Genomic DNA, 26,133 nt, shown 5'->3' with positions numbered 1-26,133 from the left:
ATCTCCTTTCGAGCAGACCTCGACAGAGGCTGGTTCTCGTTCATTCTGTCTGGTCTGCGCTATCATGATCGCGCGCCCGCACCGACGCCGCCAAAGCGCCGCTCACGGCCCTGATATGACAGAATCGCCTCAAGAAGGCCCCAGCGATCGAAGTCGGGCCAGCAGGTGTCGGTGACATAGAACTCTGCATAGGCTATCTGCCATAGAAGATAGTTCGAGACCCTGAACTCACCCGAGGTGCGTATCACGAGCTCCGGATCGGGCAGATCGACCGTATAGAGTCGATCGGACAGGGTGCGCTCATCCACATCTGATAAAGCGAGCTGTCCCGCGGCGACCTGCTGCGCTATGAGGCGCGCCGCCCTCGTGATCTCCGCGCGTCCCCCGTAGTTCACAGCGAGTGCGAGAATCATGCCTCTGTGGTTCTCGCACTCTCGTAGCCCGAATTCAAAGACCTCCCGGGTCTTTCGGGGGAGCGCCGAGATGTCACCTAGAAAAACGACGCGGACATCCTCCCTGCGCAGCAGTGGCAGCTCGTCGATGAACGTCTTCGCAAACAGATGCATGAGCAAGTTGACCTCGTGCTGCGGCCGCGTCCAGTTCTCCGTTGAGAACGCATAGGCGGACAGAACGTCCACGCCCAGCCGAACGCAGGTCGTTATGATCTCACGCAATGCGACGATACCGGCTTTGTGACCCTCGGCACGCGACAGGCCGCGGGCGATGGCCCAGCGACCGTTGCCATCCATGATGCATGAGACATGGGAGGGAATCCTCGTCAGATCGAGCGCGGCGAGGCTCTCGCCGTCGGGCGCGTCGGCGAAGTGCTCGGCAAATTTGATGGAATCGATGCGCAACCCTATATCTCCATGACTTCGGCCTCTTTGGCCTTGAGCATCTGATCGATCTTGGCGACGTACTCGTCGGTACGCTTCTGGATTCGAGCCTGATCGCGACGGACGTCGTCCTCTGTGAGGTTCTCGTCGCGCTCCGCCGCGCCATTCGCCTCACGGCGGATACCGCGAATGGAGACCCGTGCGTGCTCTGCAAGCTCGTGGCATTCCTTGACGAGCTCGCGGCGCCGCTCCTCGGTCGGCGCGGGGAACGGCAGGCGCACGACCGAACCGTCGGAATTCGGCGTGATCCCCAGGTCAGATGCGGCGATCGCTTTGACGATGGCGTCTGTGATCCCGCGATCCCATGGCTCGATCACGAGCAGGTGAGCCTCAGGTACCTTTACAGCGGCAACCTGCGTGATCGGCGTGGGAACACCGTAGTAGTCAATCGAGATGTCAGACAGGATGCCGGCATTGGCACGACCGGTGCGAACCTTGGAGAAGTTGTGCTTCAGGCTCGCGAGCGTCTTGTCCATCTGAGCAGATATATCCGATCCCATGTTCAGCCCTCCTGTACGATGACGGTGCCGACGGGCTCTCCCGCAAGCGCGCGCCTGATATGGTCTTTTCCATCGATGTTCAACACGATGATAGGCATGCTGTTATCTTGGCACAGCGCCGCGGCGGTCGCATCCATGACCCGAAGCCCGCGCACCAGGACCTCATGGTAGGTGATCGTCTCGAACCGGACCGCGTCATCGTTGGTGCAGGGATCCTTGTCGTAGACGCCATCCACCTTCGTAGCCTTGAGCAGGCAGTCCGCACCGATCTCGCAGGCTCGAAGCGCGGCGGCGGTATCGGTGGTGAAGAAGGGATTGCCCGAACCCGCTGCGAAGATGACGACATCGCCCTGTTCGAGATGGCGAATCGCACGCCGGCGAATGTAGGGCTCGCAGACCTCGTTCATCTGAATCGCACTCATAACGCGGCATGGGCAGCCCAAGCGCTCGAGAGCGTCCTGCAAGGCGAGCGCGTTCATGACGGTGGCGAGCATGCCCATGTAGTCCGCCTGCGCGCGGTCCATTCCGCCCGCGGCTCCCGACATTCCCCGAAAGATGTTGCCGCCGCCGACCACGATACCGACCTCGATACGAGCTTCAACGAGTTCGCGAATCTGAAGCGAAAGCCGTTCGATGACGGAAGGGTCGATGCTGCAGCCGCCGTTTCCCATGAGTGCTTCCCCCGAAAGCTTCAGCAGGACGCGCTTATACAGGTATTCGGACAAGGGACCCTCCTTCGATGGTGGTTTGAATCATTCTAGCAAAGAAGCGACACGAGCCCATGGAAAAGCGGGCTGCAGGTAGAAACCAACAGCCCGCTTCCAATTCATCGCCTGGGACGGCTAAGCCTCAGAGCCACCGCGCTCGAGACGGTCGAATCCGACGATGGAGATCTTATCGCCGACCTGTTCAGATACGTTTGCCGCGTACGCGTCGATCGTGATGCCGGGATCCTTGATGAACTCCTGCTCATTGAGGACGAAGCTTTTGAAGTACTTCTCGAGTCGCCCGGTCGCCATCTTCTCTTGAATGGCCTCCGGCTTGCCGGACTGGGCGGCCTGGGCCTTGTAGATCGAGATCTCATGATCGATGACATCTGCGGGGACGTCCTCTCGCACCGCCGCTGTCGGCGCCGCCGCCGCGACCTGCATGGCGACATCATGGGCGAAGACCAGATAGGGCTCGGCCGCAGAGGTCGACGGGTGCTCGAAGGCGAACTCGACGAGAACGGCGATCTTGCCTCCCATATGCACGTAGCTCGACAGGGCACCGGCATCGGCGCGGCGCAAAACGAGGCGGGAGATCTTCATGTTCTCGCCGATGACGTGAATGAGCTCGGTGAGCGCGTCCTGAACCGTCTCTCCCTCATAGGGACATCCCAGGAGCGCATCGATATCCTCGGGCTGCTCGGATGCGACGATCTCGGCGAGTCTGGTGGTGAAACCAGTGAATCGGGGGTTCGAGGCGACGAAATCCGTCTCGCACGCGACCTCCACGAGCGAGCCGATCTTGAGATCATCGGAGACGTATGCGCCGATCGCCCCCTCGTTCGTGTCGCGGCCGGCCTTCTTGGCGGCTGCCGCCAGACCGTTTCTGCGCAGGATATCGATGGCGGAATCCAGATCTCCCTCAGCCTCGACGAGTGCTTTCTTGCACTCCATCATGGGGGAGTCGGTCATTTCACGAAGCTGCTTGACCAAGGCGGCACTGATGTTTGCCATGGTGGCTCCTTTCGATTGGGGTGACAGAGTCGATCCGAAAAGACTCGGCGGGATCAGGCATCCGGGGAAGCCGCATCCGCCGCCTCGGGAGCCGCAGCGGATGCGGCGGCCGCAGGCTCGGGTGCAGACGCCGGCGTTGAGGGCTCAGAGGCCGAGGGAGCCGGCTCGCCCATCATCTCGGACTCGCTGATCTCCTCTTTGCCCGAGCCCGCTTGGCAGGCATCGGCGATGAGCTCGCACATGAGCGTGATCGAGGAGATGGCGTCATCGTTGCAGGGGATTCCGTAGGTGACCTCATCTGGATCCGAATTGGTATCGATGAGGGCGACGACCGGGATGTTCAGGCGGCGCGCCTCCCTGATGGCGTTCTCCTCGCGCTTCGTGTCGATGACGAACAGAGCCTGCGGCAGACCCTTCAGATCGCGTGCGCCTCCGAGGTTCGTCTGGAGCTTGGAGAGCTGCTTGCCGAGAACCGCCTGCTCCTTTTTCGGGAGCACGGCCATCCGACCGTCCTCCACCATCGTCTCGAGCTCCTCCATGCGATCGATCCTGGAGCGGATGGTCATGAAGTTCGTGAGCATGCCGCCGAGCCAGCGCTGATTGATGTAGGGCATGCCGGCGCGCTCGGCCGCGGTCCTGACGGCCTCCTGCGCCTGCTTCTTCGTACCGACGATGAGCAGCTTGCCGCTCTTCGCGACTCGCTTGACAAACGAATAGGCCTGGTCGGCGTTGATGATGGTCTGCTTGAGATCGAGGATGTAGATGCCGTTGCGCTCGCCGAAGATATAGGGTTTCATCTTCGGGTCCCAGCGCCGGGTCTGATGACCGAAATGGCAGCCGGCCTCGAGCAGGGTATGGACGTTGATCTTGGTAGCCATGATTCCTCCAGTGGTTCGCCTCCGCACGAAGTCAGCCTCTCCGATCACCCGAACCTGTGCTACCTAAGTTCGGGCACCACGATCGTAGAGTATCCGCACGTGTGTGATAGTGACAGCTGCCACATGACAGCCCGAAACATGATAACAGGTTGCAATCGTGGTTCCAAGCCTCTGATCAAGAGCATGTGTGCGAGCTGTGAGCCAGATCGCACGACCTCGCGCAGGGCGCAGGGTCGCGCAGATCCGCGGTACGCGACAGCCGACCCGGTGCCGCTCGCTGATATCGCGCGCAGCGTCGAGAGCCACCAGCTGGCCGGCTCACATCCCGCTTCGCGGATGCGCCCGTCGCAGCGCGTCTTTCATTCTCTCCGGCGTCAGATGGGTGTAGAGCTGCGTCGTCGCGAGGCTCGCGTGACCCAGCAGCTCCTGTACCGAGCGCATGTCGGCCCCGCCGGCGAGCAAGTCGGTCGCGAACGTGTGGCGCATCGCGTGCGGCGTGATGTCTGCTGGCAGACCCGCGATGCGCGCATAGGCTCTGAACCGACATCTGAGTGAGTCCGCGCTCATGCGCCGCCCCCGCCTCGAGAGGAACAGCGCCGTCCGGTCCGAATCGCTTGCGAGCGTCCGCGAACGGATGAGCAGCGGCCTGCCCTCATCGAGGTAGGAGACGAGTCGCCTCAGAGCTCGTCGGTACAGCGGGACGATCCGCTCTTTGGAACCCTTGCCGAGCAGACGAACGCATCGCTGCTCGGCATCGAGCGAGGCGATGTCGAGCGCTGCGATCTCAGAGATGCGCGCACCGCTCGCGTAGAGGAGTTCGAGTATGGCGGCATCGCGCGAACCGGTCGGCGATGCGGTGTCGGGGAGGGCGAGGAGCTGCTCCATCTGCTGTTGCGTGAGGGTCCTCGGCAGACCTGTGGGGATTCTCGGCGTCTGCATCGTGGCAACCGCATCGGTCTTTGTGATCCCCTCGAGCAGCAGCCAGCGCGACAGGGAGCGGATCGCGGAGAGGTGCGCGGCGATCGTACGAGGTGAGCGGCGCGCATCATAGAGGTCGGCCAGATAACTTCTCACCACGGGAACTTCGAGGACGAGTCCGTCCAGGTGCGCTCGCCGCTGCCAGCTCAGATAAGCGCGAAGATGTCCCTCGTAGGCGCGTGCCGTCTCAGGCGAGCAGCCGTCCACCTGCAGGAGAAAGTCTATGAAGCCCTCGATGACGCTCTCAGGGGACATTCGGTCATGCTCCGCGCGTCCCATGATCCGGCTACCGGGGACCCGCGAACACATCGATGCGCTCTGCGATGAACGCATCGAGGCTCTCGAGCGCCCGTCGCGCATATGCCCGGTAGCGATCTCGCTTGCCGAGCCGGACGCCGGCGGGCAGCGGGGGAACCAGACCAAAGTTCACATGCATGGGCTGATAGCGCACCGTGGCCGGATCGGTGGCGTAGCCGACGAGCGATGCGAGCGCGCCTGATACGGGCAGATGCACGCGCTGCGCGCCCGCAAGGTCGCAAAACGTGTTCAAACCCGCGAGCAGGCCGCTCGCGATCGCCTCCGTATAGCCCTCCGTACCGGTGATCTGGCCGGCGAGCCTGACTTGGGTTTCGGGCACAGCGAACGAAGAGTCGAGCACGTGCGGCGCGTCCACGAATGTGTTGCGATGCATGACGCCCATGCGAAAGAACTCGGCATGGCCGAGGCCGGGCACCATGCGAAAAACCCGTTTCTGCTCGGGAAACGTCAGATTGGTCTGAAAGCCCACGAGATTGTAAGCCGAGCGGGCCGCGTTCTCGGCGCGCAGCTGGAGCACCGCCCATGGGCGAGCACCCGTGCGCGGGTCGATCAGGCCGACCGGTTTCATCGCCCCGAAGCGGATCGCGTCGCGGCCACTGCGAGCTACCTCCTCTGCGGGCTGGCATGCCTGAAACAGTTCCTTTCTCTCGAAGTCCCGGAGATTGACCCGATCCGCTCCGATCAATTCGGTGATAAACGCCTCATAGCTCCGCCTGTCGAGGGGCGCGTTCAGGTAATCGCCACCCGCCCGCTCATAGCGGGACTGCTCGAACAGGACGTCCATGTCGAGCGTGGAGGCGTCGACGATCGGTGCGGCCGCATCGAAAAACGAGAGCGACTCCGCGCCCACCAGGTCTCGCACCGCCTCGGCGAGCGCAGGCGAGCAGAGAGGTCCGGCTGCTATGACGACAGGGCCGGCGGGAATCGAGCAGACCTCCCGACGAACGACCTCGATTGCCCGATGAGAGGCGATCTCGGCCTCCACGAGTTCGGAGAAGCGCTGACGGTCGACGGCCAGAGCGCCGCCGGCCGGGATCGACGCCTGCTCCGCGCATTTCAAAAGATGGGATCCCAGACGTCGAATCTCCTCTTTGAGCAGACCGGCGGCCGAATCGCGGCGTGTCGCCTTGAACGAGTTCGAGCAGACGAGCTCGGCGAGTCGATCGGTGTGGTGCGCCGGAGACGAGCGCCGGGGCCGCATCTCGTACAGCTGCACCGCCACGCCTCTGTCTGCCAGGGTGAGCGCGCACTCGCAGCCCGCGAGCCCGGCGCCGATGACGCTCACCTTCTCATGAATCATGCTGAGCTGCCCCCTTGTCGCTGCTGTCACCCCCATTGTGCCCGAAGCGCGTCCGCGCGCCAAGATAGTTTTTCGTCGGCGCGTAACGTCCATCAAACAGCTGCTCGACGAGGCCATCGATCTGCAGGGTGCTCACGAAGCGCGTGCAGGAGAGGACATCCAGCTCGAGGAGAGCCGCCAGCTCCTCCAGGCGCAGCGGGGAGGCGACGAGAGCCCTCATGGCTCTGTCTTGAACCGCATCGTCGCATGGGCGCTCCGGGGCGCGCTGCTCGCCGCGCCGCAGGACGCCGAAGATTCTCGACAGAGCCATTTCGAGAGCCTCCTCGTCGGCGATGCAGCACGCGCCGCAGCAGATCAGGTAGTTCGCGCCCCGTGACGGCGGCGAGAAGATGGATCCGGGGGCAGCGAGCAGCTCGCGCCCCAGCTCCGAAGCTGCTTCCGCCGTCGAGAAGGTGCCCGAGGGCATGCCGGCCTCTGAGACGAACACCGCGCGGCTCAGCGCGGCTATGACGCGATTGCGTCTCGGAAACGCATATCTGCGCGGCGGCGTCCCCCACGGGTCGAGCGATACGACGGCGCCCGCGCCCTCGATCGTGTCGCGCAGCAGCCGCGCGCTTGATTTGGGGTAGACGACATCGGCTCCGCATCCGAGTACGGCGATATGACGGCCACCGGCCTCAAGGGCGGCCGCCCCCGCCGCCCTGTCGCAACCTCGGGCGGCACCGGATACGACGGTGACACCCGATTCGGCGGCGACGCGGGCGGCAAGCTCGGCGCAGGCGATTCCATAGGGGGTGGCGCGTCTGGCGCCGATGATCGCCAAGCAGGGACCGGCCAGCTCCTGTGGGTCACCGAGCACCCAGAGGCGTTTCGGCGCAGCGGGAAGCGCTGCGACGCCCTTTGGGTAGCGGGGATCATCCAAAGCGATCACATGGCGATCGTCCGTGAGGGGCGGCTCGCTCATTGCTGCCTCCTGCCTTGGTACATCGCGGCTTCCAGAACGTGTTCGGTCTGTATGCGCATCGATTCCTCCATATCGGCGATCGTGCGCGCGATGCGGCACAGTCTCGAGATGCCCCTTCCGGTGAGGTGCGTGCGGCGCGCGAGATCGAGCACCGCGCGCTCGGCGCGATCGTCGAGATCGAACGCGCGGCCGATGCTGTCTCGCGTCTGCTCTCCGCTGTTGTGCGGCCGCATCCGAGCCGGATCGCCGTGAACCCGCCACGCCCGAAACGAGCGACCTTTACTCACCCAGCGCCGCATCTCCGCTGAATCGAGTCCCTGGGCGCCCTCGATGATGAGCCTTGGATCCGGACGGGCGACATCGATCATGAGGTCGATGCGATCAGCGAGCGGTCCGCCCAGCTTCGCCCGGTAGCGCTGCACGCCATCCGGCCGACACGTGCAGGGCACGTCCCGATCGCCCAAATAGCCGCATGGGCACGGATTGCTCGCCGCGAGCAGCTGGAACGAGGCGGGAAAGGCATAGAGTCCATCCACTCTGACGATGCGCACCTGTCCCTCTTCCAAGGGCTGTCTGAGCCCTTGGAGAACGTGCGCCGGGAACTCGGCCAGCTCATCGAGGAAGAGGACGCCTCCGTGCGCGAGGCTGATCTCCCCCGGCCGAACAGGGCGGCCTCCGCCGATGAGTCCTGCAAGGGAGATGCTGTGATGAGGGCACCTGAAGGGCCTCCGACCTCGCATCAAATCCTCGATCGGCTCGCCTGCCACCGAGTGGATGCGAAGCGCATCCTGCTGATCGGATGCAGCGAGCTCGGGCAAGATAGTGGTCATGCGTCTTGCCAGCATGGACTTACCCGATCCGGGTGCACCGATCATCAGCAGCCCGAGATCGCCTGCGGCGGCGACCGCGATGCCGCGCTTGACCATCTCCTGCCCGAGCACATCGGCGTAGTCGCAGCACTCGGTCGAGACGCGCGCGAGGTCCGCATCGACGCGCCGCGCGCGATGAGCCGCCTCGACTCCGGATCGCATCTCATCGAGGCTTCTCAGGTACCCCTGCCGAATCCCATCGATGGCCACATGCTCCTCGGATCGGGCGCCGAGAAGCTCGAGATCGGCATCGCGGGCGAGAATCTGGTAGGCGACCTCGCCTTTGACCGGACAGACCGCGCCGTCCAGCGCGAGCTCGCCGACGAGGAGGCATCCATCGAGACCCGCTACGGGAATCTGCGACGAGGCGGCCAGGATCGCCACGGCTATGGGAAGATCGAAGCCCGATCCGGTCTTGCGCATGTCGCCGGGGGCAAGGTTCACGGTGATGCTTTTTCTAGGGACCTCGAATCCCGCTGCGCGCATGGCGCAGCGTATGCGCGAGCGCGCCTCGAGTACCGCGGCGTCGGCCATGCCGACGATGGATATGCCGGGCAGGCCCCCCGCCATCGCGACCTCTACCGTCACCGGGCACGCATCGACCCCGCGGATGCACGCCGCATGCAGCGCGAACGCCTGTGGGCTCACCGCCTGTCCCCTCCATCGAACGCATCGAAGATGTGCATGATATCAGCTACGTTCCCCGGTGACACCGTCACGCTCACCACGTCGAAGCGGATCGCGCGCTCCTCGGTTCGCTGTTGGACGTAGCACGCAGCGATGCGTCGATAGCGTCGCCGTTTGCGCGCATCCACGGCGTCCTCGGGACAGATGGTCGCGTCCGCGCGTCCGCGCCGTCTGGTCTTGACCTCGACGAGCACGATCTCGTCCTCGACCGCATCGCGCGCGATGAGATCCGCCTCGCCCTCCCGACATCGGTATCCCCTCTCGAGAATCTCGTAGCCGCGCTCCTCCAGATAGCTCGCGACGATCAGCTCGCCGACGCGGCCCAGCTCATGGGGAGTGAGTCCATCGAGCAGACTCGAATCGGTCTCTGCCGGGGCATGACATCGTTTTCGCGTGATCTCATCGCCCTCAGCGGACGCGGTGACGCCATTGCGATCGGTTGCATGCATGATCTGCCCCTCTCCTCGACTTCGAGGGACAGTGTGCACAGCGGATCTGACAGGGGTCTTGAAAGATGTAACGCGAAGATGCGGGTTTCTCGCCGAAAGCTGACACGAACTGGATCAGGGCCGCTCCCCGCCGCGCCGAAACGGCGCACAGCGATATGCTGTCATCAAAACAGCGGCAGGGTCTGCACGAAGTTTCCACAGAAGCTCGCGCGGTGTTCAGGCGTGAGGCCGCGCTCGCGGATGGCCTCGATGTGCTCAGGGGACGCGTAGCCCTTCGATGCTGCGAGGTGGTAGCCCGGGTAGGTGCTATCGAGCTCAATCATGAGGTCGTCACGGGTGACCTTCGCCACGATGGAGGCCGCCGCGATGGAGGCGACCAATGCGTCACCGTGCACCACGCAGCGCTCGCGCTCGACGGCGCCGAGAGGGTTGCCGTCCATGAGAACGCAGTCGGGCTCGAGACCGCAGTCCGCCACGGCGAGACGGACCGCGTGACGCAGGGCCGCGCCCATGCCGCATCGATCGATATCGCACGCCGGGATATGACATATGCCGATCGCTCGAGCGATGCGCTCTATGCGGGCGGCGAGTTTCTGGCGCTTCGCCGCAGACAGCCGTTTTGAATCGTTTACACCCCAGATGATCGGCGTCGGCGGCAGGCAGACGGCGCACACGGTGAGCGGGCCGGCCACCGAGCCGCGCCCCACCTCGTCCACCCCGATCACAACTCCTCGCCCGCCGAGACGCGTCTGCATCTCATACATCGCGCGGACGCGCTCGCGCTCGAGGCGCTCGCGCTCGAGGCGCCTGAGGGCGACAGCGCGAGCCTTCTGCACCTGAATGCGCGGGTCATCTCGGTAACGATCGGCTATCGTCTGGATATCGTCGATGTCCGCACTCGAAAGCAGAGCGGCGACATGCGCCGCAGAGGCCGAACTCGTGAGATTTGCCATGAAGATCACCTTAAAAAAAACGGGCCGCCCCTGAAGGCGACCCGAAGCGACGGCTGATCGCGGCGCGATCAGCCGTGCCGCGATGCCGATCCCTAGCGCCTCTCTGGGATGCGCGCCGCCTTGCCGATTTTGTCACGCAGGTAGTAAAGCTTGGCGCGACGCACGCGACCGTGGCGAACGACCTCGAGCTTCGCGATCTTGGGACTATGAAGCGGAAACGTGCGCTCCACACCCACGCTGAACGAGATCTTGCGTACGGTGAACGTTTCGCGAGACGAACCCCCGCTCATGCGGATGACATCGCCCTGAAATATCTGGATGCGCTCGCGGTCTCCCTCCTTGATGCGATAGTGGACCTTGACGTTGTCTCCAACGCGGACCTGGGGGAGATCCTCACGGATCTGCTGCCGCTCGATTGCGCGAATGAAATCCATCTGCATTCCCTACTCCTCTAGAGGTGCCGGCACGCGGGCACGGCACATAGTTGAACAAACGAGATCATTATACGCGGACGCGCTCCGCCCGCAAGAAGAATCTCGCATGATTCGAGCATCCGAGCACAAAGGATGAGCGATCGGCGCATCAAATGATCGTGAAGCCGACGCGAGCCGAGCGCGCAGATAGAAAGCGGAGGCGTGCGAGACGCGTCGGGGCGCCCAAGCGGCGCCCCGACGATCAGATCTCCGATTCAACCGAAACGAACCGGTCGCGAGCTCACTTGTCCTGCGTGGAGAAACCCTGCTCGGCTTCCAGCTTCGCCTGGGCGGCCGCCAGACGCGCCACCGGGACGCGATACGGAGAGCAGGACACGTAGTCGACGCCGGCGACGTTGAACAGCTTCATGATGGAAGCCGGATCCCCGCCGTGCTCGCCGCAGACACCGCACATGAGGCCGTCTTTCGTCGCGCGGCTCTTGTCAACCGCCATCTTGACGAGCTCGACGACGACATCGTCGATCGTCTCGAAGGGATTGGACTCGAGAATCTTCTTATGCAGGTAGATAGGAATGAATTTCGCTTCGGCGTCATCACGTGAGAAGCCGAACGTCGTCTGAGTGAGGTCGTTCGTACCGAAGCTGAAGAAATCGGAGTGCTCCGCGATCGCATCCGCCACCATGCAGGCGCGCGGCAGCTCGAACATCGTGCCGACCGGTATGTCGAGCCGGATGCCGAACTCCTCGGCAACCTCGGCGACGACCCGCTCGATGACGGCTCGGGTCTGGACATGCTCCTGCGCGATGGCGACCAGCGGCACGAGCACCTCCGGATGAGGATTGAGCCCCTCGTCGCGCTTGAGACGCGCCGCTGCCGTCGCGATAGCGCGAACCTGCATGAGAGGCAGATCGGGGTAGACGATCGAGAGACGGACGCCGCGCAGGCCGAGCATGGGGTTGGATTCGACCATGCCGTCGATATCGCGAAGACGCTTCCTCAGCGCCTCGAGTTCGTCGGCGGGCGCGCCCTCGACCTCTCGCTTGGCGATTGCGACCTCGAGTTCACGCGGATCGTCCAAGAACTCGTGAAGAGGCGGATCGATGAGGCGAACCACGACGTCGCGTCCGTCCATCGTGCGAAACATCTGCAGGAAGTCATCGGTCTGGACTCGAAGCAGATCTTCGAGTGCCTTCGCCTTCACCTGTTCGTCATCGGTAAGGATGAAACTCTGGATGATGTTTTTCCGGTCACCCAAAAACATGTGCTCCGTGCGGCACAGTCCTATCGCCTCCGCACCGAACTCGAGCGCGAGCTTCGCGTCCGCGGGATTATCAGCGTTGACGCGCACGCGGTTCGGAGTGCCCTTCGAGCTGTCCATGCGGATCGTGTCGGCCCAACCGAGGATCGTCTCGAGATCCCCGGTCAGCTCCGGCGAGACGAGATCGACGGCTCCGAGCACGACGATGCCCGAGGTCCCGTCGATCGAGATGATATCGCCCTCATGCAAGACGATGTCCGCTCCGTCGACGCGCACCTCCTTGTTTGCGGCATCGATCGAGAACGATTCGACACCGCAGACGCACGGCGCGCCCATGCCGCGAGCGATGACCGCTGCGTGGCTCGTCTTGCCGCCGTGGCTCGTGAGTATGCCCTCGGCGGCGACCATGCCCTTGAGATCATCCGGATTGGTCTCCCACCGCACGAGGATGACCGGGCGACCCTCGTCGGCGGCTGCCACCGCGTCCTCGGAGGAGAACACGATCGCGCCCACGGCGGCCCCGGGGCTCGCGTTCAGACCGCGCGCGAGAACCTCGATGTCGCTGCCGGTGTCGAACTGCGGATGGAGCAGCTGGTCCAACTGGGCGGGGTCGATGCGGCTCACGGCCTCCTCGCGGGAGATCAGGCCCTCCCCGACCATGTCTATGGCGATTTTGAGCGCCGCGGACGCGGTGCGCTTTCCGACGCGCGTCTGGAGCATGTAGAGCTTGCCCTGCTCGATCGTGAACTCGATGTCGCACATGTCGCGATAATGGTTCTCGAGGATACCGAAGATGCTCTCGAGCTGCTCGCCAGCCTGTGCGAACACCGGTTTGATCTTGAGATCGGAGATGGGCTCGGTGTTGCGGATGCCCGCCACGACATCCTCGCCCTGAGCGTCGATGAGGAAATCGCCGTAGAACTCGCGTGTGCCATCGGCGGGGTTGCGCGTGAACGCGACGCCGGTCGCGGACGTCTCCCCCTTGTTGCCGTAGACCATGACCTGCACGTTCACCGCAGTGCCCAGATCGTCTGAAATGCCGTTCGCCTTGCGGTAGATGCAGGCGCGCTCGTTCATCCAGCTGCCGAACACCGCTTCGATCGCGAGTTTCAGCTGCAGTTCGGGATCGGTCGGAAACACGGCTTTGCCCTCGATCACGAGCTCTGGGTGCTCATCGGCGGAGATGTGCTCCGCGGCGATCTCCCTGAACTCGCAAACGAGTTCCTTCAGCTGCTCAGCTGTAAGCTCTGAGTCGCTCTTGACACCGGCGACCATGCGCTTCTCGGTGAGAGCGTTCTCAAAGTAGTCCGAATCGATGCCGAGAACGACATTCGAGAACATCTGAATGAAGCGGCGATATGAGTCCCAAGCGAAGTGCGGGTTTTTCGTCTGCTCGATAAGGCCCTGGACGGAATCGTCGTTGAGACCGAGATTCAAAACGGTATCCATCATGCCCGGCATCGAGAACGGAGCCCCGGAACGCACGGAGACCAGAAGCGGATCATGAGGATCGCCCAGGCTCTTGCCCTGCCGGTGCTCGAGATCGCGCGTCGCCGCATCGATCTCATCGAGCGTGCCCTCGGGCCACACGTTGCCGGCACCGGAATACTCGACGCAGGTCTGACAGGTGATGGTGAAGCCCCCCGGAACGGGAAGACCGATGCGGCACATCTCAGCGAGGTTGGCACCCTTGCCTCCGAGTGCGAACTTCATGCTGGCGCCGCCCTCGGTCACATCGTTTCCCTGCGCATCGGTGCCAAACCGATAGACTCTCTTCTGTTCGCTCACAGATACTCCCCCTTTCGGTGACGGCAGATGCCGCACCATCGTGATCTGACTCGACTCCTCAGAGGAGAGAGAGGAACCGGTCCTTCTACAACCATTTAATGATACGGCTTCTACCTCTCGGTACTGCGAAAAGCTCCGCCGCCGAGACTGATTTTGCGGCGAGCGGGTCATTTCGTGTGCACACTATGGAGCCCGCCTCGATCCTGCGGCCGCGCGGATCAATCGCGAGAAGTGTTTGCGGATCGCGATGCGCGGGCCGCCTTCACGGTCTCGAGATGACGCTCTATCTCGGATGCGGATTCCTCGATGGCCTTTCCGTCGGTGCGCACGATCATGCAGCCGAGCCGGCGCATGAGAGCGCGGGCCTCGTCCATCTCACGAGTGATCTCACTTGGATCCGCATAGCTGCCAGCCACCGCGCGCGCGAAGTCGTCACCCAGACGCCGGTCTCGGATGCCTGCGATGACATCGGTGGTCGAGAGCAAGCCGAACAGGTGAATCGGGTCGAGTTCGAACAGTGAAGCGGGCGGCTCCACGCCGAGTGCGAGCGGAATGTTGGCGACCTTGTAGCCCCTGTAGGCCAGATACATCGACAGCGGTGTCTTCGAGGTGCGCGAGATGCCCAGCAAGACGATGTCAGCTTCGGCGATGTCATCGGCGTTTCGGCCGTCGTCGTGCTCGACGAAGTACTCCATGCAGGCGATGCGCTTGAAATACTGATCATCGGTCCGATGTATGGACCCGGGGACTCCGTTGGGAATGGCCTGGGCGAGAATGGAGATCGTGTCTATGGCTGGCGCCATCAGATCGACCGAGGGAATCCGAAGCGCGCTCAGCAGGTTCACGACCTCGGCATGAAGCACCGGCTCGACGATCGTGTGAAATGCCGCCATGTGCTGCCCCGCCTCGATCCTGGGGACGAGATAGGCCTGAACCTGCTCGGCTGAGCGCACCTTCGGAAGCCGGTCGATCGCGATGATCCCCTCATCGAACTGACCGGCGGCGGCGCGCACCACCTCAAAGGCCGTGTCGCCCAGAGAATCGGAGATGACATGGACGTGGGGGACGTCCGCGGTGGGGCATGCTTCCATGATTGTACCTCCCTAGGGCCTGGCTGCCTGTCGCTTTCGCGCGAGCTCGCCGATATCGGCCACATCGGAGAACACGGCAACGAACCGGTTGAGCAGTTTGAGACGGTTCTCGCGCAGCGAGCGGTCCTCGTCCATGACGAGGACCTCCTCGAAGAATCGATCGACCGGAACCCGCAGCGCAGCCAAGGCGGAAAACGACCGGGCGTAGTCACGATCCCGCAGGGCCCGTGAGACCACGGCGCGCTCATCGTCGACCGCGAGCAGAAGCTCGATCTCGGCGGTACCCATGAGCGCGCGGTCGCACTCGATGCCGAGCGAGGGATCGGCGATGTGGCTCGCGCGCGCGTAGGCGACCGCCAGATCTTCGAAGGTGTCGCGATCGTGCTCGCGCGCCTCATCGAGAGCCAGGCAGCGGTCGATGAAATCGGCGGGTGAGATCACCCCGACCGAGGCGACGGCGCGGGCGGTATCCGGTGCCGCACCCTCCTCGCGGACGACGCCGACGAGCCTGTTGGCTATAAATGATCGAATCGCGGCCTCGACCGCATCGAAATCGAATTCAACCCCCTGCTCCGCATAGCCGCGCAGCGCTTCTTCTATGAGCGGAGCCAGATCGATCGGAAGCGTGTCGCGAGCGATGGCGATGATGCCGATGGCGGCCCGTCGCAAGGCATAGGGATCCGAGGAGCCCGTCGGCGCCTCGTCGGCGGCGAAGATGCCCGCGATCGTATCGAGCTTGTCTGCGATCGCGACGGCTGCCCCGATGACGGTCTCGGGCAGCGCGTCACCGGCGAAACGAGGCCGGTAGTGATCTCGAATCGCGACGGCCACCTCCTCGGGCTCACCGGCCGCACGCGCGTAATAGCCGCCCATGACCCCCTGCTGGCTCGTGAACTCCACGACCGCTGCGGAAACGAGATCCGCCTTGGCGAAGCGCGCCGCCCGGCAGGTGTCCGCGGTGCGCTGCGCATCGAATCCGGCGCGCTGGGCGATACGAGCGGCCAGCCGTTCGATGCGATCGGACTTCTGCAGCAGACTGCCGAGCCTCTTCTGGAAGCCGACGCGCTCGAGACGCGCGCGAAGCGTCTCGAGGGGCACATCGAGATCCTCATCGTAGAAGAACTTCGCATCGAAGAGTCGGGCGCGCACGACGCGCTCGTTGCCGGCGATGATCTCGCGCTCAGCGCTCAGCGGAGTGTTCGCGACGAGGACGAAGTTCCGCGTCAGACGGCCGTGTTCATCATAGAGCGGAAAGTAGCGCTGGTTGGAGAGCATGGAATCGCAGATGATCTCATGGGGCACATCCAAGAACGCCTCATCGAAGGAGCCGCGCAGCACGCGCGGGTACTCGACCAGGTTCACGACCTCCTCGAAGACCTTTCGCGGCATGTCCGCGCGCGCGCCGAGATCGCGCTCGATCTCGTGCACTCCCCGCTCGATGATATCGCGGCGGCGGCGAGCGTCCACGATGACGCCGGCATCCTCGAGCGTCCGCTCATAGGCATCCGCGCAGGACAGCTCCGGCTCGACGCCGAGCACGCGCAGCCCGCGGGTGCGCCGTCCCGCCTCCACGCCGGCGAACGAAAACGGAACCACCGTATCGCCAAGAAGCGAAACAAGCCACCGGATCGGTCGCGCGAAGCGTTCGGGACGCCTTCCCCATCGCTGGGAGCGCGGCCAGGACACGCGCGCGATCGCGGAGGGAACCGCATCCGCAAGGATGTCGCGAGCAGATCGAGGCGGGCACCAAACATCCAGAAACACGTAATCGCGACCCCCGTCATCGCGCACGACGAGATCGGCGGTCCGCGCATTGCGACCTCGCGCAAAACCCTCTGCGGCCTTTGTGGGCGCACCGGTGGAATCAAAGGCGATGGCGGCCGCCGGACCGCGAAGGCTCTGACACACCTCCTCTGTGGCCGCAGCGACATCGGCCACGATAACAGCCATGCGCCGAGGGGCGCAAAGCGTCCGGACGGGGCCATGGGCAAGTCCGGCGTCGGCGAGCCCGCGCTCGATGAGATCACCGAACTGCGCGCATGCTCGGTACAGAGGGTGAGCGGGAAGCTCCTCGCATCCGAGCTCGATTAGATAGTCGCGACCAGTCATGGCTAATCCTCGTCTCCCGGCTCACTCGAGCCGTGCCCGTTCTTTTTGATCCATGCCTCGCAGCACGCCTTGGCGAGCGTCCGAACCCGTAAGATCGAGGCCGTGCGCTCTGTAGCGGACAGCGCGGCGCGCGCGTCCAGAATGTTGAATGCATGCGAGCACTTGAGCACGCAGTCATATCCGGGCAACGGCAGGCCCGCGGACAGACATGAGAGGCATTCGGCCTCGTAATCGTCGAACTTCGATCTCATGAGAGCGACGTCGGCTACCTCGAAGTTGTAAGCGGAGAACTCTCGCTCGTTTTCCAGAAACACATCGCCGTAGGTCACGGTCAGGCCATCCGGCGAGCGACTCCAGATGAGATCGTAGACCGAATCGACCTTTTGGATGTACATCGCCAGACGCTCGAGGCCGTAGGTGATCTCCACGGGAACCGGGTCGCACTCGATACCTCCCACTTGCTGGAAGTAGGTGTACTGCGTGACCTCCATGCCGTCGAGCCACACCTCCCAGCCGAGGCCCCAAGCGCCGAGCGTCGGACTCTCCCAGTCGTCCTCCACGAAGCGGATATCGTGCTCGGCCGCATCGATGCCGATCGCGGCAAGCGAATCCAGATACAGCTCCTGGCTGCGTTCGGGAGCCGGCTTCATGATGACCTGGAACTGGTAGTAGTGCTGCATGCGGTTGGGATTCTCGCCGTAGCGTCCGTCAGCGGGTCTGCGGCATGGCTGCGCGTAGCAGGCACGCCAGTCATCCGGACCCAGGGAGCGCAGCAGCGTCGCGGTGTGAAACGTTCCCGCACCCACCTCGCTGTCATAGGGCAGAACGATGGTGCAGCCCTGATCGGCCCAGAACCTCTGAAGGTTCGAAATGATATCCTGAAAAGAAAGCGATGAGTCTATCATAGCTGGCGAACCCCTTGGCTGTTGCGTGCGATACGGTTGAATATGGTAGCCCATCGCGCGCTCTGCCGGCACAAGAAATCTGGACAAAGGCCCGCGAGCCGCATGTGCGCCCTCGACCTCCTAGGGCATTCCAAACCTCGACAGCGGCCAGTACCGGATGAAAACCGAGCCGACCAAGTCGTCTTCGGGCACCGGGCCGAAAAACCTCGAATCGGAGGAGTTCTCGCGGTTGTCGCCCATCAGCCATACCTGTCCATCTGGAACGGTGAGGGGGAAGGAGATGCTCGTCCCCGGAGCGTGGTTCGGGAGCGGTGCTGAGACGCCCTTCGCATACGGCTCCTCGAGCTCGATGCCGTCGACGCAGACATGCCCATCTTTGAAATCAACGGTCTGACCTGCAGTCGCAATGACCCGCTTCACAAGTATCTCATGGCTCGACGCGAGATCGAGATTGCGAAAGACCACGATGTCCCCGCGCTTGACATGGATCCCGAACTCCTTGGTGAGCTTCTGCACGAAGATCTGATCGCCAGTTTTGATCGTGGGCTCCATCGAGCCCGTGGGCACGCTGAACGGCTCCGTCACAAAGGTGCGCGTGAAGACGAACAGGCAGAATGCCGCAACCAATAACGTGATCCACTCTAGTGCGCTGCGCAGAACGGAATGCCGCTTAGATGCCAATGGATGCTCCTATCTACCGTTTTCGCAGGTCACATGATAGCACGCGAGGAGCTCGTTCGCGCGAGTGCGCTCCTGATCCGTGAGATCCGCTCCATCTACGAGGTCCGGTCGGCATCGACAGGTGCGCTCGAGGGCGCTCGCGCGTCGCCAGGCGGCCACGCGCGCGTGATCGCCTGAGAGCAAAACATCCGGAACGTCCATACCGCGAAACGAAGCGGGACGGGTGTACTGGGGATACTCGAGCAATCCCCCGAGCCGGCCAGCGGAGAACGACTCCTCGCGTGCGCTCTGCTCGTCGCCGAGCGCACCGGGAAGAAGGCGCACGATCGCGTCGGTCACGACCATGGCGGCGAGCTCGCCGCCTGTGAGGACGTAATCCCCGATTGAGATGCACTCGTCGCCCCAAGCGAGCGCGCGCTCGTCGATGCCCTCGTAGCGTCCGCAGACGAACAGGATGCGCTCGCGCGCGGCGAGGCGCTCGGCACCGTGCTGCGAGAACCGCTCGCCACAGGGCGTGAAGAACACGACGTGGGGTCTCGGCCCATGCGCTCCGATCGACTCGATCGCTTCGATGAGCGGTTCGGCCTTCATCAGCATGCCCTGCCCTCCGCCGTAGGGCTCATCGTCGACGCTGCGATGCCGGTCGTGGGTCCAGTCACGCAGATCATGCGCGCGAAAATCGAAGATCCCCGCACGTCGGGCGCGGCCGACGATCGAGGTGGAAATCACGGTCTCGAACATATCGGGAAATACGCTCAAGGCCTCGATCAGCACAACGAACCTCCTCTTTCGTTCGCAGACAGCAGCCCGTCCATGAGATGGACGCGGATGGGTCCCTCATCAGGTATCCCCAAGATGACCCGTTCGATGACAGGAACGAGAACATCACCATATCCCGTTCCCGAAACCGTCCAGACATCATGCGCGGGCGTGCTCAGGATCTCACGCACCTTCCCTATCTCCCCCGCCCGATCATCCAAGACGGTGCGCCCGAGCACGTGGGCAACCGAAACCTCCAGCGGGCCCGGATGAATGTCCCTGCGGCGAGCGAGCACATAGCAGCCGCGCAGAGATTGCGCATCGGCGATCGTATGAGCGCAGGAGAAGCGCACGAGCGCCCCAGCGGATGACTCGGTGAGCCGCTCGACTCGACAGAAGCGATCGCGGTCGAGGGCGGGCGGCGTCAACGCGACCTCGAGCCCCTCATAGAGCAGCATGGAGAGACCTTGCAGCGGAACTGCAACGACCTCTCCTTTGGAACCGTGCGCGCGCATGATTCGCGCGATATTTCTATATGCGACGCTCAATGCGGCTAACCGACGACCTCGACCTCGACGGACGTCTCCAAGCGGGCGGCCAGGGCCCGTGCGAGCGTGCGGATCGCCTTGATCGTGCGGCCGCGTCGACCGATGACCTTCGCGATGTCGCCGTCGGCGACGCTCACCTCGATCGTGGACGCATCCTCGCTGTCGATGACCTCGAGGCTCACCGAATCCGGCTCGTCAACGATGCTCACAACGAGGTACTCGACCAGATCGGCGACGCGATCGGAAAGGACCGCCTCCCCTGCCAGCGCTTCGTCCTGAGAGGGATCGGTGCGGGCAACGTCCTTCTCGGCGACGTCATCTGTCAAGATGTCGGAGACGGTCTCGTGATCTTCTGCCACGACGACTACTCCTCGGAGCCCGCGGCGACGGGAGCGGCGGCATCGGCAAGCTCCGCCTCGGCCTCCTTGGCGCGCTGCTTCTTTGACTTCTTTTGCACGGGCGCGGTCTTCTCGCCCTGCTGAGCAGCTCTCACCAGCGCCGCTACGGCATCGGTGAGCTGGGCGCCCTTGCTCTGCCAAGCTTGGATCTTATCAAGGTCGAGGCTGATCACCTTCGGGGTGGTGAGCGGGTTGTACCTGCCGACCTCCTCGATGAGGCGGCCGTCGCGCGGAGAACGCGAATCGGCGACGACGACGCGGTAATACGGGCGCTTCTTTGAACCGTGACGGGAAAGACGAATCTTGACTGCCAATGAAAACTCCTCCAACCATGCAGCATGCCAGCTGCGACAACAGAAAAACGAGCTGTAATGATACGCCAACGGCCGGAGCAGGTGAAGCCTCGTCGTGAAACTTCTTCGGTATAACCGCAGACGTGCCCTATACTACACGTTTTTCCCTCAGGTGCAACGCGCGATCGCTGAGCGTCGGCATCCCGGCGCGATATGTCACGATACCGGGGGAGCGACGCGATCACGTCGGTGCGGCCTCGGCCCTGCGCGCCCCGGGGATCGGTACCGTCGCGAAAGATTGCGACCGTCCTCACAGAGTTGAAATCGCCACAAGGCGGGATTGCTGTCATCGCCGCGGGCTTGATACGGTCGCAAAAGCGCGTATCTGGTAGAGAAATTCCTGAGTGACCCCCTGTTTTATGGTAAAAATACGCGCATCTGCGCACGGTGGGTCAGTCATCCTGCTGCGCCGACGGACTGAGCGGTCGGATACGAGCGGCGGACGGCGTCGGTCTCTCCGTCCCACGGCCAGCCGACCCGGTGCGCCCGTCGTCCCCGGCGCGCGATCGCGCGCTCGCGATCCCCTCTGATGCGCTACCGGCTTCGCTCGCACTGGAAGCTATACCCTATCGCACTGGAGATTTTACCCCAAAGCATAACCGAATCCGATTGAGCGACCACGGCCGCGATGGCCCATCTTGCGTTATACTGCAACAATGAGCGAGATCGAACATACATGCGCTTTTCCCCTTGATCGGGGAGCCGGCAACAACCTTTTCGGGTGCTGGCTGGGACCGGCGATCGGCCTTCTGGACCTCGATGCGTTCTTCGCGAGCGTCGAGCAACTGGATCATCCCGAATGGCGCGGCAGGCCCCTCATCGTCGGTGGAGACCCAGAAGAGCGCGGGGTGGTCTCCACCGCCTCATATGAGGCGCGAAGGTTCGGCGTTCATTCCGCCATGTCTTCCGCGCAGGCGCGCAGGCTGTGCCCCGATGCGGTCTGGACGCATAGCCATTTCGATCGCTATCGGGAGCTGAGTGGCAAGGTCATGGACATCCTCGCGGATGAGACGCCCTTTGTCGAACGCGTCTCCATCGACGAGGCTTTCTTCGACATCACACCGGGTCGCTACTCCTGCGAGAGTCCGCTTGAGATCGCCGAGCGCATACGATCACGCGTGAGCGAGCTGGGAATCACGTGCTCGATCGGACTGAGCACGAGCAAGACCGTCTCCAAGATCGCAAGCGAACGCGACAAGCCGCGCGGCCTCACCGTCATCCTTCCTGGAACCGAGAAGGCGTTTCTGCGGCCGCTGAGCGTGCGGGCGATGAGCGGGATCGGCGCCTCGGCCGAGGCGGCGCTCAAGCGGGCGGGCATCCACACGCTCGGGCAGATAGCCGACGCCTCACCAGCTGTGCTCACCTCGGTATTCGGCTGCCACGCCGAACGCATGCGCCTGAGAGCCAAGGGAGAGGAGCGAAGCCCTGTCTCCCCTGTCGATGCCTCCGATGAGATCAAATCAGTGAGTTGCGAGCGGACATTCGCCACAGATCTCACGGAGCGCTCCGATGTCGACGCGGCGCTCGCCCTGCTCGCCGAATCGGTGGGCAGGCGCCTGCGCCGACACGGGCTTGCGGGTCGCACCGTTACCGTCAAGGTCAAGTTCTCATTCGGCCAAGGCAGAACCGTCCAGCGCAAACTGCCTCATCGCACCGACGACGAGAACATCTTTATTCCAGTGGGTCGCGCGCTCATCGACACGTTCTGGGGTCCGGGAATCCATGTGCGGCTGCTCGGAGTCGGCATCAGCGATTTCGAGCGCGCTGAGGGTATTCAGACGGATCTGTTCACCGAGGTGGATGATCGCGGTGCGGTAGCGAGTCCGCGACGTGATCTGTCCGTCGCCATCGATCAGGTGCGGGAGAAGTACGGCTCCGACGTCGTCGGCTACGGGCGCGCCGCGCGCTTCGACAATGGAGGTCAGAGAAGACACTGACCTCTTCGATGCCGTCGAATCAGAACGTCTGCGCCCTACATGAGCTCGATATCGAGAGTTGGCGCATCACTCCAGAGCCTCTCCAAACCGTAGTGCTCGCGAGCCTCGGGCGTGAAGACGTGCACGATCACCGCGCCGTAGTCCATGAGTATCCACGTGCGCTCCGCGCGCCCCTCGATCGAGAGGGGACGCTCGCCGGTCGCTTGCGCGACCCGCAGCTCGACCTCGTCGACGACCGTGTCGGCCAGACGGTTGTTCGAAGCGGTGGCGATGACGAAATAATCGGTCACATCTGAGCGCTCGCTCAGATCGAGTGCGATGACGTCTTCGGCTTTCTTGTCGAAAGCCGCCTGAGCGGCGACGCGGGCGACTTGTTCGGCAGCCACACCACTGCTGGAGAGCGAGGCTGCGCGACGCTCGACAGCAGGCTGTCCGAGCTCATCGTCCTTTCGGGGCAGTTCCTCAAGTCCTTCAACTTGCTCTGATGAGTTCTCCTCAATCATGAATCGCCTTTCTGAAATATCGTGGCGTAGCGGTTGTAGCTCTCGATCGCCAAAGGATATACGTAGCGGCCGGACTTGATCACGAAGGCGAGAGCTTCGGTCAGGCATGCGAAGAACACCTCTCTGAGACTCGCCTGGCCCACCATGGCGCGAAGTCTGTCTGCATACTCGCCGCGCCGGCCGGGCTCTATGCCATCGGCGATGAAGACCACCATGTCGAGCGCGCTCATGTCCGGTGCCGCCGTCGTATGACGCGCCACAGCTTGGAAGACCTCGTCCGGAAGCTCGGGAAAGAGCTCTTGCAACTCGACCGCCGCGACCGGGCCGTGAAGCAGCGGGGCAACCAAGAGGGGCGGGCCTGAAAGCGGAACACCGTAGCGCGCGGCTCGAGCAACCAGCTCCTCGTAGCTCAGCAGTCTGTCCCAATCGTGGATGAGGCCGGCGGCGGTCGCCGCGAATACGTCTGCGCCGTATGTCCGCGCGAGAGCTTCGGCCGTATCGGCGACGCGCAGGGAATGCTCCTCGCGACGCCGATCACTGGCCAGACGTACAGCGAGAAGTTCGCGGATCCTGCGGATCACCGCTTCTTGTTCCATGCTCATCGGTGCTTCATCAGTCTGCGGCACATAGCCCCCTTTCATATACGAGTATCCCCCTCATCGGGGCAGCCGTCGAGGTACAGCCTGTTTTTTCGTATGAAACCGATAACCGACTCGGACGTGAGGTAGCGCACGCTCTTGTTCGCCCTCACACGCGCGCGAATGTTCGTCGAGCTGATCGCGAGCGCCGGGATCTCGATATAGCGAACATCGAACGGGAACCCGGATGCCTCGATGCGCTCCTGCGCCTGAGAGATATCATAACCCGGCCGAGTGGCCGCGATGAGCGTCGCCAGACCGGCGATCTGCTCCGCATCGCGCCACGAGACGATATCCAGAATCGCGTCGGCGCCGGTTATGAAAAAGAGCTCGACATCGGAAGCGTAATAGTCGCGCAGGGCGCGCAGCGTGTCAACCGTGTAGGTGATGCCCTTCCTGTCGATCTCGAACCGGCAGGCGTAGAATGCCGGGTTTGCCGCAGTGGCCAGCACCGTCATCGCATAGCGGTCCTCCGGGGTCGAAACCGACTTCCCGCGCTTGAACGCTGGGGAGCCCGCGGGCATGAACAGAACGAGATCCAGTTCGAGCGCTTCACGCGCCTGCTCTGCCGTGACGAGATGACCGTAGTGAATGGGGTCGAACGTGCCGCCCATGATGCCCAGACGGCGCTCGCGTCCGCAGGCCGAAGGGAGCGGACCCATGCTCGGAAGGCCCTGCGGCACACGAGCGCTCAAGGCCTGCTCCTCGACGCGTTCGCTCGATCGTCCTCGGCAGATCCCATGGATTCACCCTGATCATCGGCGAGGTCTGCTCCCCTCGCCGCGCAGTCCTTTGCCTGGTCGGCGTCCTCCCATCGATCCCGCGCGTCCTCGAAGGGCTCCTCGGAGCCTTCGAACTCGAACGCGCGCGCACCGATGCGCACCTCATCGCCCGCGCCGCAACCGGCTGCCTCGAGCGCGGCGTCAACTCCAAGCTGAGAGAATCTGTGCTGCAGATAAAGCAGGGCCTCCTCGTTGTCCCATTCGGTCTGGACGACCAGACGCTCGACTAGGGTGCCGCGCACGCGAAACGCGTTGTCGCTCTCCCTCTCGACGGTGAAGTGCCGCTCGCGAGCCCGACGACGCCGCTCCCAGATGTCGTCTTGAATCTCCATCGGCTCGTGCTGCTCGCTCACGAGTTCGCGACGGAGCTTTTGGATCTCCTCGCCGCAGGCGAGCATGAGCGTGCTCAGATTCGCGCCCGTGGCCGCGGAGACGGCGAAAAAGCGCCGACCGTCCGCCAGTGCAGCCATCTTGAGTCGTTCGATGCGCTCGCTCATGCCCGATGCGTCGCACTTGTTCGCAACGACGATCTGCGGACGCCGAGCGAGCTCGGAGGCGTAGCGAGCGAGCTCCTCGTTGATGATGCGGTAATCCTCCACCGGATCTCGTCCCTCGAGACCGCCGCTGATGTCAACGACGTGCATGATAAGCGCCGTGCGCTCGATATGTCGCAGAAACTGATCGCCGAGGCCGCGCCCCTCGCTCGCACCCTCGATCAGCCCGGGAACATCGGCCACGACATAGGAGTACTCACCAGCGCGAACCATGCCGAGATTGGGCACCAGGGTCGTAAAGGGGTAGTCGGCGATCTTGGGACGCGCCGCGCTCATGTGCGCGATCAGCGAGGACTTGCCGACGCTTGGCATGCCGACGAGAGCGGCATCGGCCATGAGCTTCATCTCCAGCTCGATCCAATGGTCGTCGACCGGTTCGCCCAGCTGCGCGAAGGCCGGCGCGCGTCTGACCGAGGTCACGAAGTGCGTGTTGCCCAGCCCTCCGGTGCCGCCCGGTGCCACGACGACGCGCTCGCCGTCGCGCGTGAGATCCGCGAGATCGAGCGCGGGCTCCATGGTCTGGGGATCCAGCTCGCGCACGATCGTGCCGACGGGTACCCTGAGCACGAGGTCCTCTCCGTTTCTGCCGTGTTTGCGCGCTCCTTGGCCATGTGTTCCGCGTTCTGCGCGGAAATGGTGCTTGAAGCGGTAATCGATGAGAGAGGAGAGCTGAGCGTCTGCCTGGATGATCACGCTGCCGCCGTTCCCGCCGTCTCCGCCATCGGGTCCGCCCTTCGGCACGAACGCCTCGCGCCGAAACGACATGCAGCCGGCGCCCCCATCGCCGCCGCGCACGTTGATGCGGCTCAAATCGGTAAACTGCGACATCTCAACTCTCTTCCGATACGACGGGAGACCCCGAGTCTTCGCCCCGGGGTCTCC

Annotated in this window: 26 protein-coding genes; 1 reads left to right on the top strand and 25 read right to left on the bottom strand. The window is 63.5% G+C overall.

What is annotated here, in order from left to right:
• Positions 1 to 62 precede the first annotated feature (62 nt).
• From CORGL_RS04520 to rpsP, 21 genes are all read right to left on the bottom strand, one after another.
• Positions 63 to 857 (bottom strand): undecaprenyl pyrophosphate synthase, encoded by a 795-nt coding sequence (locus tag CORGL_RS04520; protein WP_013708744.1) that lies wholly within the window; start codon positions 855 to 857, stop codon positions 63 to 65.
• Positions 858 to 859: 2 nt separating this feature from the next.
• Positions 860 to 1,396, bottom strand: a complete 537-nt coding sequence (gene frr / locus CORGL_RS04515) for a ribosome recycling factor (RefSeq protein WP_013708743.1) — start codon at positions 1,394 to 1,396, stop codon at positions 860 to 862.
• A 2-nt stretch (positions 1,397 to 1,398) separates the two neighbouring features.
• On the bottom strand, positions 1,399 to 2,121 hold the full coding sequence (gene pyrH, locus CORGL_RS04510; protein ID WP_013708742.1) for a UMP kinase: 723 nt from the start codon (positions 2,119 to 2,121) through the stop codon (positions 1,399 to 1,401).
• Positions 2,122 to 2,238: 117 nt separating this feature from the next.
• A complete protein-coding gene (tsf, locus tag CORGL_RS04505; protein ID WP_013708741.1) occupies positions 2,239 to 3,117 on the bottom strand; it encodes a translation elongation factor Ts in 879 nt (292 codons plus the stop codon).
• A 53-nt stretch (positions 3,118 to 3,170) separates the two neighbouring features.
• Entirely contained in the window at positions 3,171 to 3,995 is an 825-nt protein-coding gene (rpsB, locus tag CORGL_RS04500; RefSeq protein WP_013708740.1) for a 30S ribosomal protein S2, read from the bottom strand.
• A 318-nt stretch (positions 3,996 to 4,313) separates the two neighbouring features.
• Positions 4,314 to 5,228, bottom strand: a complete 915-nt coding sequence (locus CORGL_RS04495) for a tyrosine recombinase XerC (protein ID WP_013708739.1) — start codon at positions 5,226 to 5,228, stop codon at positions 4,314 to 4,316.
• 31 nt (positions 5,229 to 5,259) lie between these two features.
• Positions 5,260 to 6,591, bottom strand: coding sequence for a methylenetetrahydrofolate--tRNA-(uracil(54)-C(5))-methyltransferase (FADH(2)-oxidizing) TrmFO (gene trmFO / locus CORGL_RS04490; protein ID WP_013708738.1), 1,332 nt, complete (start codon positions 6,589 to 6,591; stop codon positions 5,260 to 5,262).
• Complete coding sequence (locus CORGL_RS04485) at positions 6,581 to 7,555, bottom strand: DNA-processing protein DprA (protein ID WP_013708737.1); 975 nt, start codon at positions 7,553 to 7,555, stop codon at positions 6,581 to 6,583. The genes trmFO and CORGL_RS04485 overlap by 11 nt, the downstream gene beginning before the upstream one ends.
• Positions 7,552 to 9,072, bottom strand: a complete 1,521-nt coding sequence (locus CORGL_RS04480) for a YifB family Mg chelatase-like AAA ATPase (protein ID WP_013708736.1) — start codon at positions 9,070 to 9,072, stop codon at positions 7,552 to 7,554. The genes CORGL_RS04485 and CORGL_RS04480 overlap by 4 nt, the downstream gene beginning before the upstream one ends.
• The gene (locus CORGL_RS04475; protein ID WP_013708735.1) at positions 9,069 to 9,560 is read right to left on the bottom strand and encodes a YraN family protein; all 492 of its coding nucleotides are present in this window, start codon (positions 9,558 to 9,560) and stop codon (positions 9,069 to 9,071) included. Before CORGL_RS04475 ends, CORGL_RS04480 begins: the two co-directional genes overlap by 4 nt.
• A 164-nt stretch (positions 9,561 to 9,724) precedes the next feature.
• The gene (locus CORGL_RS04470) at positions 9,725 to 10,513 is read right to left on the bottom strand and encodes a ribonuclease HII (RefSeq protein WP_013708734.1); all 789 of its coding nucleotides are present in this window, start codon (positions 10,511 to 10,513) and stop codon (positions 9,725 to 9,727) included.
• A 92-nt stretch (positions 10,514 to 10,605) separates the two neighbouring features.
• A complete protein-coding gene (rplS, locus tag CORGL_RS04465) occupies positions 10,606 to 10,947 on the bottom strand; it encodes a 50S ribosomal protein L19 (RefSeq protein ID WP_041739194.1) in 342 nt (113 codons plus the stop codon).
• Between the two features lie 280 nt (positions 10,948 to 11,227).
• Positions 11,228 to 14,032, bottom strand: coding sequence for a pyruvate, phosphate dikinase (ppdK, locus tag CORGL_RS04460; RefSeq protein WP_172633535.1), 2,805 nt, complete (start codon positions 14,030 to 14,032; stop codon positions 11,228 to 11,230).
• 179 nt (positions 14,033 to 14,211) lie between these two features.
• Positions 14,212 to 15,084, bottom strand: a complete 873-nt coding sequence (locus tag CORGL_RS04455; RefSeq protein ID WP_013708731.1) for a pyruvate, water dikinase regulatory protein — start codon at positions 15,082 to 15,084, stop codon at positions 14,212 to 14,214.
• A gap of 12 nt (positions 15,085 to 15,096) precedes the next feature.
• Positions 15,097 to 17,193, bottom strand: coding sequence for a glycine--tRNA ligase subunit beta (glyS, locus tag CORGL_RS04450; RefSeq protein WP_013708730.1), 2,097 nt, complete (start codon positions 17,191 to 17,193; stop codon positions 15,097 to 15,099).
• A gap of 2 nt (positions 17,194 to 17,195) precedes the next feature.
• Entirely contained in the window at positions 17,196 to 18,098 is a 903-nt protein-coding gene (locus CORGL_RS04445; RefSeq protein WP_013708729.1) for a glycine--tRNA ligase subunit alpha, read from the bottom strand.
• 120 nt (positions 18,099 to 18,218) lie between these two features.
• Complete coding sequence (lepB, locus tag CORGL_RS04440) at positions 18,219 to 18,779, bottom strand: signal peptidase I (protein WP_013708728.1); 561 nt, start codon at positions 18,777 to 18,779, stop codon at positions 18,219 to 18,221.
• Between the two features lie 9 nt (positions 18,780 to 18,788).
• Positions 18,789 to 19,553 carry a tRNA (guanosine(37)-N1)-methyltransferase TrmD gene (gene trmD, locus CORGL_RS04435; protein ID WP_013708727.1) on the bottom strand — a complete coding sequence of 255 codons (765 nt, stop codon included), beginning with the start codon at positions 19,551 to 19,553 and terminating at the stop codon, positions 18,789 to 18,791.
• Positions 19,547 to 20,053, bottom strand: coding sequence for a ribosome maturation factor RimM (locus tag CORGL_RS04430; protein ID WP_245526952.1), 507 nt, complete (start codon positions 20,051 to 20,053; stop codon positions 19,547 to 19,549). The genes trmD and CORGL_RS04430 overlap by 7 nt, the downstream gene beginning before the upstream one ends.
• Before the next feature lie 38 nt (positions 20,054 to 20,091).
• Positions 20,092 to 20,352: a KH domain-containing protein gene (locus CORGL_RS04425; protein ID WP_041739193.1), complete on the bottom strand. Its 261-nt coding sequence runs from the start codon at positions 20,350 to 20,352 to the stop codon at positions 20,092 to 20,094.
• A 98-nt stretch (positions 20,353 to 20,450) separates the two neighbouring features.
• Positions 20,451 to 20,798, bottom strand: coding sequence for a 30S ribosomal protein S16 (gene rpsP / locus CORGL_RS04420; protein WP_013708724.1), 348 nt, complete (start codon positions 20,796 to 20,798; stop codon positions 20,451 to 20,453).
• Positions 20,799 to 21,493: 695 nt separating this feature from the next.
• Between rpsP and dinB the strand changes: the two genes are divergently transcribed.
• The gene (dinB, locus tag CORGL_RS04415) at positions 21,494 to 22,774 is read left to right on the top strand and encodes a DNA polymerase IV (protein WP_013708723.1); all 1,281 of its coding nucleotides are present in this window, start codon (positions 21,494 to 21,496) and stop codon (positions 22,772 to 22,774) included.
• A gap of 35 nt (positions 22,775 to 22,809) precedes the next feature.
• On the opposite strand, the gene rsfS is transcribed toward dinB, so the two are convergent.
• The 4 genes from rsfS to obgE are packed head-to-tail and all read right to left on the bottom strand — an operon-like array spanning position 22,810 to position 26,079.
• Complete coding sequence (gene rsfS / locus CORGL_RS04410; RefSeq protein WP_013708722.1) at positions 22,810 to 23,277, bottom strand: ribosome silencing factor; 468 nt, start codon at positions 23,275 to 23,277, stop codon at positions 22,810 to 22,812.
• On the bottom strand, positions 23,274 to 23,879 hold the full coding sequence (gene yqeK, locus CORGL_RS04405) for a bis(5'-nucleosyl)-tetraphosphatase (symmetrical) YqeK (RefSeq protein WP_156789794.1): 606 nt from the start codon (positions 23,877 to 23,879) through the stop codon (positions 23,274 to 23,276). The genes rsfS and yqeK overlap by 4 nt, the downstream gene beginning before the upstream one ends.
• Before the next feature lie 35 nt (positions 23,880 to 23,914).
• A complete protein-coding gene (nadD, locus tag CORGL_RS04400) occupies positions 23,915 to 24,610 on the bottom strand; it encodes a nicotinate-nucleotide adenylyltransferase (protein ID WP_013708720.1) in 696 nt (231 codons plus the stop codon).
• Positions 24,607 to 26,079 carry a GTPase ObgE gene (obgE, locus tag CORGL_RS04395; RefSeq protein WP_013708719.1) on the bottom strand — a complete coding sequence of 491 codons (1,473 nt, stop codon included), beginning with the start codon at positions 26,077 to 26,079 and terminating at the stop codon, positions 24,607 to 24,609. Before obgE ends, nadD begins: the two co-directional genes overlap by 4 nt.
• Between the last annotated feature and the right edge of the window lie 54 nt (positions 26,080 to 26,133).

The sequence above is a fragment of the Coriobacterium glomerans PW2 genome (genome assembly GCF_000195315.1).
Lineage (GTDB): Bacteria > Actinomycetota > Coriobacteriia > Coriobacteriales > Coriobacteriaceae > Coriobacterium > Coriobacterium glomerans.
This window is presented reverse-complemented; position numbering and strand designations above follow the sequence as displayed.

Excerpts from the sequence above, each read along its gene's own strand:
- yqeK (WP_156789794.1), bottom strand. The coding sequence starts at position 23,879 with ATGAGCATGGAACAAGAAGCGGTGATCCGCAGGATCCGCGAACTTCTC.
- frr (WP_013708743.1), bottom strand. The coding sequence starts at position 1,396 with ATGGGATCGGATATATCTGCTCAGATGGACAAGACGCTCGCGAGCCTG.
- CORGL_RS04430 (WP_245526952.1), bottom strand. The coding sequence starts at position 20,053 with ATGCGCGCGCACGGTTCCAAAGGAGAGGTCGTTGCAGTTCCGCTGCAA.
- CORGL_RS04470 (WP_013708734.1), bottom strand. The coding sequence starts at position 10,513 with ATGGCAAATCTCACGAGTTCGGCCTCTGCGGCGCATGTCGCCGCTCTG.
- CORGL_RS04455 (WP_013708731.1), bottom strand. The coding sequence starts at position 15,084 with ATGGAAGCATGCCCCACCGCGGACGTCCCCCACGTCCATGTCATCTCC.
- CORGL_RS04445 (WP_013708729.1), bottom strand. The coding sequence starts at position 18,098 with ATGATAGACTCATCGCTTTCTTTTCAGGATATCATTTCGAACCTTCAG.
- ppdK (WP_172633535.1), bottom strand. The coding sequence starts at position 14,032 with ATGGTGCGGCATCTGCCGTCACCGAAAGGGGGAGTATCTGTGAGCGAA.
- trmFO (WP_013708738.1), bottom strand. The coding sequence starts at position 6,591 with ATGATTCATGAGAAGGTGAGCGTCATCGGCGCCGGGCTCGCGGGCTGC.
- dinB (WP_013708723.1), top strand. The coding sequence starts at position 21,494 with ATGAGCGAGATCGAACATACATGCGCTTTTCCCCTTGATCGGGGAGCC.
- CORGL_RS04475 (WP_013708735.1), bottom strand. The coding sequence starts at position 9,560 with ATGCATGCAACCGATCGCAATGGCGTCACCGCGTCCGCTGAGGGCGAT.
- rpsB (WP_013708740.1), bottom strand. The coding sequence starts at position 3,995 with ATGGCTACCAAGATCAACGTCCATACCCTGCTCGAGGCCGGCTGCCAT.
- rplS (WP_041739194.1), bottom strand. The coding sequence starts at position 10,947 with ATGGATTTCATTCGCGCAATCGAGCGGCAGCAGATCCGTGAGGATCTC.
- CORGL_RS04485 (WP_013708737.1), bottom strand. The coding sequence starts at position 7,555 with ATGAGCGAGCCGCCCCTCACGGACGATCGCCATGTGATCGCTTTGGAT.
- CORGL_RS04495 (WP_013708739.1), bottom strand. The coding sequence starts at position 5,228 with ATGTCCCCTGAGAGCGTCATCGAGGGCTTCATAGACTTTCTCCTGCAG.
- obgE (WP_013708719.1), bottom strand. The coding sequence starts at position 26,079 with ATGTCGCAGTTTACCGATTTGAGCCGCATCAACGTGCGCGGCGGCGAT.
- tsf (WP_013708741.1), bottom strand. The coding sequence starts at position 3,117 with ATGGCAAACATCAGTGCCGCCTTGGTCAAGCAGCTTCGTGAAATGACC.
- glyS (WP_013708730.1), bottom strand. The coding sequence starts at position 17,193 with ATGACTGGTCGCGACTATCTAATCGAGCTCGGATGCGAGGAGCTTCCC.
- rsfS (WP_013708722.1), bottom strand. The coding sequence starts at position 23,277 with ATGATTGAGGAGAACTCATCAGAGCAAGTTGAAGGACTTGAGGAACTG.